At 46.1% G+C, this 14813-nt stretch carries 13 protein-coding genes; 12 read left to right on the top strand and 1 reads right to left on the bottom strand.

Annotation, left to right across the window (positions count from 1 at the left end):
• Window positions 1–8 precede the first annotated feature (8 nt).
• Together BLCOC_RS16255 and BLCOC_RS16250 are read left to right on the top strand one after the other, a co-directional pair.
• Window positions 9–1451: a xylulokinase gene (locus tag BLCOC_RS16255; protein ID WP_115622780.1), complete on the top strand. Its 1443-nt coding sequence runs from the start codon at window positions 9–11 to the stop codon at window positions 1449–1451.
• 25 nt (window positions 1452–1476) lie between these two features.
• Window positions 1477–2433 (top strand): dihydrofolate reductase family protein, encoded by a 957-nt coding sequence (locus BLCOC_RS16250; RefSeq protein WP_165907330.1) that lies wholly within the window; start codon window positions 1477–1479, stop codon window positions 2431–2433.
• A gap of 140 nt (window positions 2434–2573) precedes the next feature.
• Here BLCOC_RS16250 and BLCOC_RS16245 read toward each other — a convergent pair whose 3' ends face one another.
• Window positions 2574–3782 carry an IS110 family RNA-guided transposase gene (locus BLCOC_RS16245; RefSeq protein WP_115622407.1) on the bottom strand — a complete coding sequence of 403 codons (1209 nt, stop codon included), beginning with the start codon at window positions 3780–3782 and terminating at the stop codon, window positions 2574–2576.
• 298 nt (window positions 3783–4080) lie between these two features.
• Here BLCOC_RS16245 and BLCOC_RS16240 point away from each other — a divergent pair, with 298 nt between their 5' ends.
• The 10 genes from BLCOC_RS16240 (at window position 4081) to BLCOC_RS16195 (ending at window position 14812) form a co-directional block, all read left to right on the top strand.
• Window positions 4081–5682, top strand: a complete 1602-nt coding sequence (locus tag BLCOC_RS16240; protein WP_115622778.1) for a hypothetical protein — start codon at window positions 4081–4083, stop codon at window positions 5680–5682.
• Complete coding sequence (locus BLCOC_RS16235) at window positions 5682–6245, top strand: flavodoxin family protein (protein ID WP_115622777.1); 564 nt, start codon at window positions 5682–5684, stop codon at window positions 6243–6245. The genes BLCOC_RS16240 and BLCOC_RS16235 overlap by 1 nt, the downstream gene beginning before the upstream one ends.
• Window positions 6246–6507: 262 nt before the next feature.
• Window positions 6508–7236: a GntR family transcriptional regulator gene (locus BLCOC_RS16230; RefSeq protein ID WP_115622776.1), complete on the top strand. Its 729-nt coding sequence runs from the start codon at window positions 6508–6510 to the stop codon at window positions 7234–7236.
• A 223-nt stretch (window positions 7237–7459) separates the two neighbouring features.
• Window positions 7460–7636, top strand: coding sequence for a 30S ribosomal protein S21 (gene rpsU / locus BLCOC_RS16225; protein ID WP_004222305.1), 177 nt, complete (start codon window positions 7460–7462; stop codon window positions 7634–7636).
• Between the two features lie 84 nt (window positions 7637–7720).
• Window positions 7721–9256 (top strand): cardiolipin synthase, encoded by a 1536-nt coding sequence (gene cls / locus BLCOC_RS16220; protein WP_018597602.1) that lies wholly within the window; start codon window positions 7721–7723, stop codon window positions 9254–9256.
• A gap of 179 nt (window positions 9257–9435) precedes the next feature.
• Window positions 9436–10032 carry a putative ABC transporter permease gene (locus BLCOC_RS16215; RefSeq protein ID WP_018597603.1) on the top strand — a complete coding sequence of 199 codons (597 nt, stop codon included), beginning with the start codon at window positions 9436–9438 and terminating at the stop codon, window positions 10030–10032.
• 204 nt (window positions 10033–10236) lie between these two features.
• Entirely contained in the window at window positions 10237–11088 is an 852-nt protein-coding gene (locus BLCOC_RS16210) for a hypothetical protein (protein WP_115622775.1), read from the top strand.
• 64 nt (window positions 11089–11152) lie between these two features.
• Window positions 11153–12316 carry a D-alanyl-D-alanine carboxypeptidase family protein gene (locus tag BLCOC_RS16205; protein WP_018597606.1) on the top strand — a complete coding sequence of 388 codons (1164 nt, stop codon included), beginning with the start codon at window positions 11153–11155 and terminating at the stop codon, window positions 12314–12316.
• Between the two features lie 185 nt (window positions 12317–12501).
• Entirely contained in the window at window positions 12502–13851 is a 1350-nt protein-coding gene (locus BLCOC_RS16200) for an MATE family efflux transporter (RefSeq protein ID WP_115622774.1), read from the top strand.
• Window positions 13852–13960: 109 nt separating this feature from the next.
• The gene (locus BLCOC_RS16195; RefSeq protein ID WP_029468751.1) at window positions 13961–14812 is read left to right on the top strand and encodes a metallophosphoesterase; all 852 of its coding nucleotides are present in this window, start codon (window positions 13961–13963) and stop codon (window positions 14810–14812) included.
• Window position 14813: the final 1 nt, after the last annotated feature.

Genomic DNA, 14813 nt, shown 5'->3' with positions numbered 1-14813 from the left:
AATGTAGTATGGAAGGGTATTTAATAGGGTTTGATATCGGGACACTGAGCTCCAAGGCAGTGCTCACAGACCTTCAGGGAAATGTAGTAGAGAAATTTCAGAGAGAACATGATATCCAGGTGAAATATCCCGGCTGGCAGGAAGAGAGCATGGAAATGTGGTGGGAGGAATTCTGCCAGGCGGTATCCTGTTTTCTTGAAAAAGAGAATGTGTCCGCAGAGCAGATCCGGGCTGTGGGAGTCACCGGACTGATCCCTGCATTGTGTGCTGTGGACAGGGAGGGGAATGCTGTCCGCAGTGCCATGCTGCACACAGATGTCAGGGCAGAGCATGAGCTCCAGGAGATACAGGAGAAGCTGAGCCCTGCAGTCACACACGGGCACATGCTGCCCAAGATCCTTTGGGTAAAAGCACATGAGCCGGAGAATTTCAAAAAGATCAGCAAAGTATTTGTGCCCCATGGATATATCGGATACAGACTCACCGGAGACAGTACCATGGATTATGATGCAGCTTCCATGGTGGGGGGAATGTTCGATGAGGAGAAGCTGGCGTGGAATGAGGAGGCGGCCCGGGTATTCGGTCTTCCGGCAGATATCTTTCCGCAGTTAAAGCCGGCAAACGCTGTGATCGGCTGTGTGTCCCAGTCTGCGGCAGAGGAGACAGGACTTTCCGTCAATACACAGGTCATTGCCGGAGTAGGGGATACCTTTGCCTCTATGCTGGGGGGCGGAGCCTACAATGCGGGACATTTTATGATATATCTGGGAACCTCAGGGACTTCCATGTATGCAGAGAACTCTCCGGAAGAATATGTAGATGTTCCTCATTATGGAGAGAAGAAAGGGCATTTTGCAGGACGGATTTTTTCCTTTGGGGAGAGTATCCTGCATCTGAGAAAGAATCTGAGATATGAGGACTGGGAGGAACTGAATTCCCATTTGGATGAGATTGAGCCGGGAACGGACGGGCTTTGGTATTTCCCACATTACAAACTGCAGACAGAGGCATCCTTTTTCGGACCGGATGCAGAGTTCATGCTGGGATACCGGGGATGCCATACACAGTATCATCTGTATCACGCCATGCTGGAGGGAATCGCCTATAATGCCTGTTCCAATATCAGGAATTTTAACCTGCCCGTAAAACAGATCAATATTTTCGGAGGCGGGGCAAATTCCAGAGAAATCTGTCAGATGTTTGCAGATGTCATCGGAAGAGAACTGCACTATAATCCAAAGAGTTCCACCGCTTTAGGCGCCGCATTTTTGGCAGGATACGGAAGCGGGGCAGTGAAGAGTTACAGCGAACTGACAGAGACATGGTTCGGCGACAGCCAGGTGATAAAACCAGATGAGGAGAGAACCAGAAGATACCGGAAATTATATGAAAAATATCAGGAGCTTCGGGAAACCCTGGTGAAGCTGGATGCCGAAACAGAGGCACTTTAAAACCACAGACAGGAGGAGTAAGAGAATGAGTTTGGATAAGATTCCGTTTCAGGCGGAAGAGATTCAGATCAGACAGATTTTCAGGAGCGGGGAACTGGACAGCTATTCGCATACCCCAGTGCCTTCAGAGAAGATTAGAACTGTGTATGGCAGTGAACTGACATTCCCGGAACCGCTTGAGGACAGACCGTATATTTTTTCTTCATTCGTCACATCCATTGACGGGAAACTGGCATATGCGGATAAGCCCAGTGCATTCTATGTTGCGGGAAAAAATATGATGGCCGGGGGCGGAAAGGATACGGATTTCTGGATATTGAATGCCCTGAGAGGCACCTGCGATGCAGCCATTATCGGGGGCAATTCTATGAAGACGGACGCGGATTATGCCATGTACTGCATGGATGATGAGATTGAGAGTGCCAGGAGTGCGGCAGGGCTGCCAAAGATACCTCTGAATATTGTCATGACTTTGGATGCGCGTGATGTGCCCCTGGACCATGCCCTGCTAAAAAGCAGAGAGATTCCTTGTATGATGGTGACCTCACCAAACGGGCTGGCCTATATAAAAGAGAATTTTAAGGGAGAATATCTGGTGGCAGTACAGGAAGACGGAGAGAAAGTTCTGAAGGAAAAAATGTCAAAAGCGGGCAGCGGAGTGCTTCCCATCCTTGTGACAGGGGAAGGCAGTTTTCCGGATTCTCCGGTAACGATGCAGATATTAAAGAGAATCGGGATCGACAGGCTGCTGATTGAATCCCCGGGGTACGGCCATTTTCTTGTGAAAAAGAGGCTGATGGACGAATTTTTCCTGAATCTTTCCGCGGTCTATATCGGCGGCGGGGATACTATGACTCTGGGAAAGGCAGATAAAGGATTTTCAGCGGAATCACATCCGCATGCAAAGATACTGTCCATCCATATGTATAATGAATATTTTGCGTACTTCCGTTACCGCTTCCATTATGATTTTATGGATTGAGAACAGTGGGACAGCTAAATTAGCCTGCAAATAAAAAGTCAAGGCTAAATTGAAGAACATTGAAAATTTTATACAGGTTGAAAATTAGGTATCAAAATAAGACCACCACACCAGTGCTGGTCTGAGAATTATAATGATGATTAGGATTCTGGAAGAGATGAAAGATATTCTTTCACTCGTCCGTAATAGATTCTTAGAAACTTGTTGGCACCTGCAGTCATATAGACATAATAAGGCTTGCCTTGTGCCCGTTTCTTATCTATGAACTGATACACAGGATCATCCTGTGGGTGTGTTTTTATTAAGACATCCATTACCTGAAATAAAGTCTTTCTAAGATCAGATGAGCCTCGTTTTGAAGTTGGAACACTTTTTTGTTCATAACTTCCCGATTCATTAACACCGGGATCTACACCGGCAAAAGCAGTAATAGCACCTTTATGGGTAAAACGGGAAACATCACCAATCTCAGCCATCAATTGAGGACCAAGCGAAGCACCAACCCCTTTCATCGCCATAACAATAGGATACTCTGGGAGTTTGGATGCAGTTTCATTCATAAGTGTGCGTAGTGATTCAACGGTTGTAGAAGCACTGTTAAGCTGGTTTACAGCCTGCTTGATAATAAGCTTTGTAATGTCATCCTTAGGAAGTACAGGAACAAGTTCCTTTGCTTTTCCATAGATTTCCTCAGCTTTGGATTGGCTGAAGTTGTACTTCTTACGTTTGCACCAGTTTTGATAATGGTCGATAAAGGCATTCAGAGACATTTTACGGACACAGTCCACATGCCAGTATGTAGATGCAAAATCAACCCATTTCTGGCTGCCGTCACTGCGTGCAGGACTGTCAAAGTAAGTATTAACACCAGGATAGGTTTGGTCAAGGATGCCGATAAGATTATTTTTCATAGCCGTCTTGTGCTTCATGTAAAAGCCGAACTGACGGTTCATGGTTTTGAGCTGATTGCGTAATTCATCCATAACATTATACTGTTTAAGATTTTGCCATTTGTCAAGAGCATATCGGGCAATCTTAACAGCATCCGCTTTATCAGATTTCACTTTACGAAGAGAATCATTATCAAAGTCTTTGATAAGTTTTGGGTTAATGGCACTGACGAAAAGATTTGCCTTTGAAAGCTGATGGGCGAGGACTTCATAATAACGTCCTGTGTGCTCCATCACGATTCGGGACTCCCCTTCAACAGAGTTGATGAGTTCTACAAGTGAATGGATATCACTGGCTGTGTGTTTGATTTCGAAAGGTGCGGAAACAATTTCACCGAAAGGTCGCATGATAGCAACCATACTCTTACCTTTTGAAACATCGATACCTACTGCGTTCATAAATTGTCACTCCTTAAGATTATTGCAATGGATAAATACCAGTTTTACTCATTGCCTATTCAATCTACTGTGGTGTGACGCGAATGCACCTATGGCGATTCAACCTGCATAAAACGAACGCTGCGAATGAGGAGCTGGTTATCAGTCTAATTTACGGACGCGAAGTCCAAGATTGGAAGACGATATACCGATTGCTCCATCATTATACAGCTTAAGCAACAAGATGGATAATTCCTTACTGGCTGTAAGGGATATTAACCATAAACATATTGTAGTAGAATAGGAGAAGGAGAACAAGATGTCTGGGGAAAACAAAGGAGTGAAGATTCCATGGTTTAAGAGCGGTGATATTGATGCCACCATCGGAGTTTTCTTTGACGGATTTACAAAAATACTGGTGGGTGTCAGTATCCTGAGCGGTGTTATGGCAATGCCGAACGATATTATTTTTGGGAAAATTGTATCTTCTATTGGATTTACCGCATTTTTGCTTCTGGCTTTTAACACATTTTACGCCAGATACCTGGGGAAAAAGACGGGAAATCAGAACATTACCGCACTTCCGGGAGGAATCAGTGCAGGAACATTTTTTGTGTGGCTGTATGCGATCATCATGCCCACTTATTTTGCCACCGGGGATGCGATCTATGCCTGGAAGGTGGCGGTCAATGTCAATGTGATTTACTCGCTGGTCATTCTGGCATTTGCTTTTATTATCAAGTTTGTTATGAAACATGTACCAAGCCAGGCCATGCTGGGCGGCCTGGTGGGAGGGTCTATGGCCTTCCTGCTGATGGCATCCATGGGCGACGGATTTGCCCATCCGATAGTCATTATTCCAACCTTATTTATTCTTCTGTTTTTTAACTTTGGAAAGATCAAACCTAAAATGTTCTCACCGGCATTCATTGCGGTGGGGATCGGAACCCTTATCGCCTGGGCGACAGGTGTCATGAACCCAGCTGAATTCACGGGGGCATTTAAGACAGTGGGATTCTATGTGCCGTTGCCGCAGATCGGTCTTTTGGGCGGGGAAGCTTTCCAGGGGGCATTGGGATTTCTTCCGCTGGTACTGGCATTTGCATTTTCCGATGTGACGGCACTGCTTCAGGCCATTGAACAGGCGGAGCAGAGCGATGAGCATTATGACAAAAAAATCTGTCTGCTGGGAACAGGGTGCAGCAACCTGATCGGCTCCCTTTTTGGAAATCCATTTCCTATGAACTGTTACTGGGGACATCCGGCCTGGAAAAAGGCAAAAGCGGGAACTTCCTTTGCAATTTTCACAGGAGGCATTTATCTGATCCTTTGCCTGACAGGGCTGGTAGCCATCGCCACATCTGTCATACCTGCCAGTGCAACGCTGGTATTGCTGATCTTTGTGGCTATGACCACAGGTGCGCAGGCCTTTGAGGTGGTGGATAAGAAATATTATCCTGCTATGATATTGGCAACAGCCATTCCTATCTTCGAGCTTTTGTACGGCAAGATTGAGAATGGAGTCTCCGCGGCGACGAATGCCATCGGCGAGGCGCTGAGCGCGGGGGGGATCGGCTTTGATGTCAGTACAGTGACAGTGGACGCAGGGCATCTTGCAGGTGCCGGGGTGGCCGGCGGATTCTATGATCTGTCAAAAGGTTCCATGCTCATTGCTATCATTTTTTCCAGTATCCTGATCTTTATCATAGACCATAAGTGGAAAAATGCAGCGGTGGCCTTTGTGATAGCGGCAGCATGCGCATTTATCGGATTGATTCATGCGCCAAGTGTTGAATTTGCCGCTTCACCGGTGTATGCTGGAACATATCTCTTATTTGCAGTGATATTTGCAGTTATTGCAATGGCTGGAAGGAATAAGGAAAGCCTTCAGCCCTGTGCAGAAGAAAAGGAGGAATCGTGATGAAGACATTGGTACTGTACGGCTCACCAAAGAGTGACAGCCACACAAAACATCTTCTGGATGTGATGCTTATGGAACTGGAAGGGGAAGTGAAGGTGGTAGACTGCTATCACGCCAATATTTCACCCTGCAGGGATTGTAAATATTGTTTTAAGAAAAAGGGATGTTCTATCAAGGATGATATGACAAAACTGTATGACTATATTGACATCTGTGATGCCGTGGTCATCGCTACGCCTATGCACTTTGGAATCATTTCAGCGCCTATGTATACTCTATTTACAAGACTGCAGTCCTACTGGTCAAATCGCCATATTAGAAAGAATGACGGCGATAAACCAAAAGATAAGTATGGTGCCCTTTTGGTGACCACAGGCGGAAAATGGGTCAACATGGAACTGTTGATGGACGGTGTCGTGGACTTTGCTTTTGACCATATGGAGGCAGAGTGTATCGGTACTGTTTATGCGAAACAGACAGACCAGTATCCAGTCCGTGAAAACGAGAAGGCAAAAGAGAAGGCACGTTATCTGGCAAGACGATTAAATGAACTCTGTAGGTAATAGTAACTCAAAAAAACGAGGCCCATTATGGGCCTTGTTATATTTGTGCAAAAATACACTTTGGGATGAGCACAAAATCCAATGAATTGCATATTAATGCCGGTTAACGTGAGGTAATAGTCGGTGAATGACAGCTTTTTGAGAGGTGCTTTATAAAATAATACATATGATTGTCTATACATATTTAGAAATTTTATGTTATACTACTTATAAAACACAGTAGAATTAATTTAACAGGGATTGTTTTTTAGCGGAGGTAGGAATGATGAATCAAGATGAATTTAAGAGGGCACCGGCATATCTTCAGATCAGGGAGTCCATTTATAATAAAATAATAAGCGGAGAGTATAAGGCAGGGCAGAAGCTTCCGGCGGAGGATAAAATGGCAGAGCAGTTTGGGGTCAGCCGTATGACTGTAAATAAAGCTCTTATGGAACTGGTAAACCGGGAATATCTCACCAGGATACAGGGAAGTGGCACATTTGTCAGCAAGATGCGCAAGGAGGGCAGTAAGTCAGCAAAAATGAGTTTTAATGATTCGCTGACCCAGAAAGGCTTCCAGGTGGAGACTATAGTTTTGGAGAAAAAAATGATTCCCGCGGGCCGGGAGGCAGCCGAGTCACTCAATATTCCTCTCACTTCCAGCATCATGTATTTAAAAAGACTGCGCAAAGTACATAATGAACCAATTGTGCTTCAAGAGGCATATCTGACCAGTTCTGTGAGCGGGATACTGATGGATATAGATTTTACCACACAGTCTCTCTATGCCAGCTTGAAAAAATACTGTGATACGGATATCGTGCGTGCAAAGGATATGGTAGAGGCAAAGGGAGCGGGGAAGGAAATCTGTGAACTTTTGGAGGTAGAGGAGAATTATCCTGTTCTTTGTACCAGAAGAATTGCCTATGCGGCAGGAGATATGCCAGTTGAACTATCTTTCAGCGTCTACCGCAGTGACCAGTATGTGCTGGAGGTAGAGTACAGATAGAAAGCGTTGTAGAGGCGTGCCATAGATGGTAAAGAAAAAAATAAGAGCAGCTAAACTTCTGCTAGCCAGTTAAAATAAAATTTAAATAAAATATTTTAAAGAAAATAAGCCAAAATAGTTGACGTACGGCAAAAATCTGCTATAATATTTGATGTGCAGTAAAAATACCCAGACAGTTGTATTATGCACAATCTACAACTGGAGGGAGGTTAGGTGTGAGACTATGTCAAATGTAATCGTAAAAGAAAACGAAACTTTGGATAGCGCTTTACGTCGTTTCAAGCGTAGCTGTGCAAAAGCAGGCATTCAGCAGGAAATCCGTAAAAGAGAGCATTACGAGAAACCAAGCGTTCGTCGTAAGAAAAAATCTGAAGCAGCTAGAAAACGTAAATATAATTAATGTGCAGTAAAAGCCTCTGGACAATGCCAGGGGCTTTTTTACGACTCTGCAGAAAATGAAACGCAAAGAGAGGATGGTGAGAAGATGAAAAAGATCATTGACCTGGTGTCCAGCCGGATCTTTGTATTTGCCCTGGCTGTGCTGCTGCAGCTTGTATGGCTGGTGGCATTGGCGTGGGGAATGAGGAATATCTCCGCTACTGTGGGATGGATCATGAATATCCTGAGTCTGTTCCTGGTGCTGTGGCTGGTCAATAAGAAGATCAACCCTTCTTACAAGCTTGCCTGGACCATTCTGATCCTTGTCATTCCCGTCTTTGGCGCTATTGTGTACCTGCTGTTTGGTGAATCCCGCGTTGCTAAGAAAATGACAAGGGAATCTGAGGCTGTACTCAATGAGATCGGCAATTATTTCAAGGAAGATCCCGGAACAAGGGCAGAGCTTCAGGATATGGACCTGGGAGTTTCTATCCAGTCAGCCTATATCAGGGATTATGCAGGTTTTCCTCTTCATAAGAATACGACCACCAAGTATTACCCGGTGGGGGATACCATGTTTGTGGATATGCTGGAGGAGATCAAGAAAGCGGAGCATTTTATTTTCCTGGAATATTTTATTATACACGACGGAAGAATGTGGCGGGAAATCCTTCAGGTGTTGGAGGAAAAGGTAAAGGAAGGCGTGGATGTGCGCCTGATCTATGATGATATGGGGTGTGTGACCACCCTGCCGCACAGATATTATAAAGAACTGCAGAAAAAGGGCATCAAGTGCGCGGCTTTTAATCCGGTGCGGCCTGTGCTGAACATCATACTCAATAACCGGGACCACAGAAAGATTCTGGTGATCGACGGGCATACAGGGTTCACAGGGGGCATTAATCTGGCAGACGAATACATCAATGAGGATGTACGGTTTGGACACTGGAAGGATACCGGGGTTATGCTGCACGGTGAGGGCGTGTGGAATCTCACTGTGATGTTTCTGCAGATGTGGGCAGTTATCACACGCACAAGAAGCCACTTGCCGGCGTACGGACCCTATATCTATCATCCGGAGGAATTTGAGAATGACGGATTTGTACAGCCCTACGGGGACAGCCCTCTGGACAATGAGATCGTAGGTGAGAATGTTTACCTGAATATCATCAACCAGGCGAAACGATATGTATATATCTGCACACCGTATCTGATCATTGACAATGAGATGATGACAGCCCTGTGCCTTGCGTCTAAAAAGGGCGTGGATGTGCGCATTGTGACGCCGGGAATACCGGACAAGAAGATGGTGTTTCTTCTCACACAGTCTTACTATGAACAGCTTCTGGAGGCAGGAGTCAGGATCTTTCAGTATACGCCGGGATTTATTCATTCCAAATCTTTTGTCTGTGATGACGAGATCGCTTCTGTGGGGACTATTAATCTGGACTACAGGAGTCTGTATTTGCATTTTGAGTGTGCAGTTTGGATGTACCGGAGCAGAGCTGTTATGCAGGTGAAGGATGATATGGAGGACACTTTCCCGAAATGCAGGGAAATCTCTATGAAATTCTGCCGCAGCCGGAATATTTTTGTGCGCATGGCACAGAGTATCCTGAGACTCTTTGCCCCCATGCTTTAGGAAGGAAAGTATTTTTTCTTTACAAGCTGGGGGCTCCCATGATAGAATGGGCACATAAAACCGGAGTGGGTCTGAAAATTGATATCAGTAAGCTGTGCATCACAATGAATTTTCAGCTCCACTTTAGTAATGTAGACACATGTTACGAGATGCGCCAATGATATAAGGGGAGATGAAGTATGATTTGGACAAAGAGTATGTTGGGAATAGATCTCTACCATATCACCCAGTGGTTTTTAGCCTACAGTATTTTGGGATGGGTGGTGGAATCTATCTACATGTCAATCTGTAACAGGCGGCTTACCAACAGGGGTTTTGTGAGAGGGCCTTTCTGCCCTATTTACGGAGTGGGAGCCTTGTCTGTGTTTTTTCTGCTGAGGCCGTTTTGCCATAACCTTCTGCTGTTATATGTGCTGGGCTGTGTGTTTCCCACACTGCTGGAGTATGTGACAGCCAGGATCATGCAGGCATTGTTCGGTGAAGTGTGGTGGGATTATTCGGAGAAGCCTTTTAATTACAAAGGAATTCTCTGCCTGGAGAGCACTATTGCCTGGGGATTCTACACATTGGGCTTGTTTCTGTTTCTGCACGAAGGTGTGGAGCGCTTTGTGGACAGTTACCCGTTCAGCGTGGGATACCGGGCTGGATCACTGATGATCGCGCTGTTTACAGCAGATTTTTTACATACCTTATACGAAAAGAAAAAAGACAGTCTGCCTGCCTCTTTGGGAGAGGTGAGAGAGGGGATACGCGCCCTGATCTATGGCAGATCTTAATGATGAGGGACGCCTGGAGGGCGTTCCTTTTTAGATTTTGCGGAGCATACTCCCAATCAGCCAGCGTGGTAAGGCTCATATGTTATCATAAGACAAGAAATTAAATGCAGCAGAAACAGGATATTGTGCAACAAAAGGGGCTTTTTTTGACACAGCTCTATATAAAAAATAATATTTTGCTGTTAAGGAAAGGGGAATCGTAAAATGAGAATTAGTCAAACAGGAAAAAGAGCTGCTGTATTAGGAATCCTGGTATTCTTATGTACCTTGATCTTATCTGCCTGCGGTCAAAACCAGAACGGGTATGTGCCGGCAGGAGAAGAGAAGGAAGGGGAAGAGAATACTATTACCGGAAAGATCATAGAAGTCCATGATCCGTCACTTCTTATGCTGCGTGAAGAAGATGCCAATGAAGGACTTATGGATACAGGGATGGATGGTGTCAAAATATATGATCAGGATAGACAGGAGGTAAAAGGGGACGCGTTGAAACCCGGAATGCGCATTCGATTATTGCTTCAGGAAGACAGTACGATCATGGAGCGTTATCCCCTGGGAATCACCGGTGTGCAGGAAATCCACATTCTGGGACAGGAGAATGATTATGTCGGTTTGTACCTGGATATCATAAAGGGAATTTACGGAAATGACACCGGACTAAACGACAATATGCGTATTATGGCCCTGGATCTGACGCAGGTTAAAAATCTTTCCGACAGTGAAAAAGAGGCAGTCAGATATCTGCTGGGGCCGCTTCTGGAAAACTGGCAGAAAGACAGTATCGGCAGTCCGGGTTCCGTAAAGTATCCAAACCCGGAGGTGATCCTTGCCACACAGGAAGACTTGAAGGAACAAGGGCTGTTGAGTGAAGACGGTTCCTATTTTACGGAGGGGATACTGATCAAAATAAGAACCGTAAAAGAGCGGAAAAACAGCTTTACTTTTTCGGCCAAAAAATGGCGTTCCGGCCTTGGAGCCAACGGATATGATAACTGCAAAGCCTCCTTTAAGGATGGAGTGGGAACATACGAGTTGAATTTCACCTGGATTTCATGACTGTATTCTATTTTTAACATTGGTGTAATACAATTCTATAAGAGTATTACTACGGGAGAGCGGTATGTTTCGGAAAGCATCTGTTTTTCTGGTCTTATTTTCCCTTATCATCAATATAGCCCTGCCGGTTACCGTGCATGCGGAAGGGGAGGATTTGATTACAGCACCTCATGGGGTTCTCATGGAGGCATCCACAGGAACCATAATCTACGAGAAGGACAAAGATACCAAGGTCTATCCGGCCAGTATTACGAAAATCATGACACTGGTGCTGATCTTTGATGAGATCGCAAAGGGCACCCTACATATGGAGGATGAAGTGACCACAAGTGCCTACGCTAAGTCCATGGGCGGTTCCCAGGTCTATCTGGAGGAAGGCGAGAAGCAGACAGTGGAGACCATGATTAAATGTATTGTCATTGCCTCCGGAAATGATGCCAGTGTGGCCATGGCGGAACACATAGCCGGAAGTGAGGCGGAGTTTGTCAAACGCATGAACGAGAGGGCAGCAGGGCTTAACATGACCGGCACCCACTTTGAGGATTGCTGCGGGCTGACAGAGTCCACCAACCACTACACAACGGCATATGATGTGGCACTCATGTCCAGGGAGCTGGTTACAAAATACCCCAAGGTTCTGGATTTCTCCTCTATCTGGATGGAGAATATTACCCACAACACAGCAAAGGGAAGCAGTGAATTTGGCCTAACCAACACAAACAAGCTTCTCCGCAGCTATGACGGCTGTGTGGGATTAAAAACCGGGAGCACCAGCCTGGCAAAATACTGTGTCTCTGAAGTGGCAAAGAGAAATGGGATCACACTGATCAGCGTGGTCATGACAGCGCCTGACTATAAGGTACGGTTCAAGGATGCGGCAGCTATGCTGAATCTGGGCTTTGGGGCCTGTAATCTTTATGTGGATGAAAACAAAGACAGCCTGCCAAAGGTTCCTGTGAAGGGGGCTGTTCAGGAAGATACCTCAGTGTCCTATGAGGGAGATTTTCGCTATCTGGATACAAAAGGAGAGGCTCTTGACAAGGTACAGAAGAAGATCAATCTGAAGAAAAGCGCACAGGCCCCTGTAAAGAAAGGGGGAAAAGCGGGGACGGCAGACTATTATCTCAACGGGAAAAAGATAGGCAGCGTGAACCTTTTATTTGACGAAAAAGTTGAGAAGGCCGTCTATATGGATTATGTAAAAAAGGTATTCAAAACTTTTTTCTAAAAAATAGAATTAGGGTATTGCAGGATAGAATTGTTTGCATTATAATAGCCCGGTAACAAAAAGACGGAGGGTGCCCGCTGGCACCTTCCTTTTTCGTGAAAATGACTTGATGGCGGAGAAGAGACGGTGCGGCGCTTTTCTGTCTGCCGGCGGACACATTGTTTACAGGGAGAATGAGGAGAGACATGCAGAAAGATATGACAGCCGGCAGCCCGGCAAAAGCGATCGTAGGTTTTACAATTCCGGTACTCATCGGAAATATTTTTCAGCAGTTTTACAGCATGGTGGACACTATCATCGTAGGAAAATTCGTTGGTACCAAAGCACTGGCAGCGGTGGGAAGTGTGGGTACTATTAACTTTTTGATCATAGGATTTATGCTGGGACTGACGGCAGGCTTTACTGTGCTGACTGCCCAGAGATACGGCGCGGGAGATATGAAGAATATGAGGCGGACCGTGGGGTCCGCGGCAGTGCTGTCCCTGATGGTCACCGTTGTCATGACCATGATCAGTATGCTGGGCATGCACGGGCTGTTAAAATTCATGCACACCCCGGAGGATATCTTTGCTGACGCGTATCAGTATATTATGATCATCTGCGGAGGTATTTTTGCCACAGTGCTGTACAATCTGCTTGCCAGCGTTCTGAGAGCACTGGGGAACAGCCAGGTGCCGCTTTATTTTCTGATCCTGTCAGCGCTTTTGAATGTACTGCTGGATCTGTTATTTATCATTGTGTTTCAATGGGGAGCAGCAGGCGCGGCTTATGCCACTGTGATCTCCCAGGGTGTTTCGGGCGTTCTCTGTCTGGTGTATATTGCAAAAAAAATGCCGGAACTGCGCCTTCAGAAGGATGATTTCCGCCTGTCTGCCCATATTGTGAAGATGCAGGTAGGGATCGGCATTCCTATGGCGCTCCAATACTCTATCACGGCGATCGGCACCATGATGGTACAGTCCGCGCTGAATATGCTGGGGTCCATGGCAGTAGCGGCATTTACGGCAGCCAGCAAGGTGGAGCAGATCGCCACACAGGCGTATGTGGCGCTGGGAACCACCATGGCAACTTACTGTGCCCAGAATATGGGAGCGGGAAAGATAGACCGGATACGAAAGGGATTCAGGACGTCCACCTGGATCGGTGTGGTCTATTCTTTGATATTCGGCCTTTTGACAGCTTTCTTCGGAAAGTATCTGACATATCTCTTTGTGTCAAGCGATGTGCAGACACTGATGGGCCAGGTGGATATTTACCTGAAGTGCGCATCCCTGTTCTTTATTGCCCTGACCATTGTGAACGTATACCGAAACGGCATTCAGGGTATGGGATATGGTGTTCTTCCTATGATGGCAGGCGTGGCAGAGCTTTTAGGCCGGGGTATTGTGGCTCTGGCTGCGGGGATGAACAAAAGCTACCTTCTGGCATGTTTGGCCAGCCCTGTGGCCTGGGTGTTTGCCGGCGTGTTGCTGTTTTTTATGTATCGCATTGTTATGAAGCAGCAGGAAAAAATTTTTGTGAACAGTAATGTTTAGGAAAAAAGAGAGTCCCATCTTTTCTTTTTCGGCTTTATAGGGTAAAATAGAGAGAAAAGGTAACTGTACTGAACAGTTACGAGAAAAGAAAGAAAAGCAGGGAATATTCGTGAAGAAATTTGTGACCACAACTTATAGGATTACAACAGATAAGATCAAAAGACATCCGCTGAAATTCGTGATGATAAGTGACCTCCACAATGTGGTGTTCGGGGAAAAAAATGAGCCGGTCTTTGACAGGATAAAGGCTCTCGGCCCGGATGCCGTACTGATAGCCGGAGATCTGGTGCTTGGGAAAACAGATGCATCCCTGAAACCGGCTGCGGCATTTCTCGGTGAGGCTGCAAAGCTGGCGCCTGTATTGTATGCGCCGGGCAATCACGAGCAGCGGATGAAATTGTTTACAGAGGAATATGGCGGAAGGTTCTCTGCCTTTGAGAAAAAAATAAAGCAGATGGGAGTTTCTTATCTGGAAAACCAGCGTACCGTTCTGCAGATAAAAGGGGAGACCGTGGCGGTTACCGGACTGGACCTGCCTTATAAGTATTACAGCAGAGGACTGCAGAGGGGACCCGGAAGGGCAGAGCTTGAACATCTCATCGGCAGGCCGGATAAGGATGTATATGAGATCCTTCTGGCCCACACACCCAGGTACGGGGATGAATATTTTGCGTGGGGGGCGGATCTGATCCTGTCGGGTCACTATCACGGAGGCGTGATGAGGCTGCCGTTTTTTGGCAGTGTTATCAGCCCTGATTTTAGGCTGTTTCCCCGCTATGGATACGGGGAATACAGAAAAGGTCCAAAGACTTCGGCAAAAAAAGCCCGCCCGGGACAGAAAATAACAGGCAGTGAACAGATTATGATCACAGGCGCAGGACTGGGAGAGCACACCATGCCTTTGAGGATCAATGATCCGAGAGAGCTGGTGGTGCTGGAATGTCTGCCGAAAGAGGTGTGAG

Origin of the sequence: Blautia coccoides (assembly GCF_034355335.1) — a bacterium.
Taxonomy (GTDB): domain Bacteria; phylum Bacillota; class Clostridia; order Lachnospirales; family Lachnospiraceae; genus Blautia; species Blautia producta.
The sequence above is the reverse complement of the archived record's forward strand: the minus strand, read 5'-3'. Positions and strand labels throughout refer to the sequence as shown.

Excerpts from the sequence above, each read along its gene's own strand:
- cls (WP_018597602.1), top strand. The coding sequence starts at position 7,721 with ATGAAAAAGATCATTGACCTGGTGTCCAGCCGGATCTTTGTATTTGCC.
- BLCOC_RS16205 (WP_018597606.1), top strand. The coding sequence starts at position 11,153 with ATGTTTCGGAAAGCATCTGTTTTTCTGGTCTTATTTTCCCTTATCATC.
- BLCOC_RS16230 (WP_115622776.1), top strand. The coding sequence starts at position 6,508 with ATGATGAATCAAGATGAATTTAAGAGGGCACCGGCATATCTTCAGATC.
- BLCOC_RS16245 (WP_115622407.1), bottom strand. The coding sequence starts at position 3,782 with ATGAACGCAGTAGGTATCGATGTTTCAAAAGGTAAGAGTATGGTTGCT.
- BLCOC_RS16215 (WP_018597603.1), top strand. The coding sequence starts at position 9,436 with ATGATTTGGACAAAGAGTATGTTGGGAATAGATCTCTACCATATCACC.
- BLCOC_RS16235 (WP_115622777.1), top strand. The coding sequence starts at position 5,682 with ATGAAGACATTGGTACTGTACGGCTCACCAAAGAGTGACAGCCACACA.
- BLCOC_RS16255 (WP_115622780.1), top strand. The coding sequence starts at position 9 with ATGGAAGGGTATTTAATAGGGTTTGATATCGGGACACTGAGCTCCAAG.
- rpsU (WP_004222305.1), top strand. The coding sequence starts at position 7,460 with ATGTCAAATGTAATCGTAAAAGAAAACGAAACTTTGGATAGCGCTTTA.
- BLCOC_RS16210 (WP_115622775.1), top strand. The coding sequence starts at position 10,237 with ATGAGAATTAGTCAAACAGGAAAAAGAGCTGCTGTATTAGGAATCCTG.
- BLCOC_RS16250 (WP_165907330.1), top strand. The coding sequence starts at position 1,477 with ATGAGTTTGGATAAGATTCCGTTTCAGGCGGAAGAGATTCAGATCAGA.
- BLCOC_RS16200 (WP_115622774.1), top strand. The coding sequence starts at position 12,502 with ATGCAGAAAGATATGACAGCCGGCAGCCCGGCAAAAGCGATCGTAGGT.
- BLCOC_RS16240 (WP_115622778.1), top strand. The coding sequence starts at position 4,081 with ATGTCTGGGGAAAACAAAGGAGTGAAGATTCCATGGTTTAAGAGCGGT.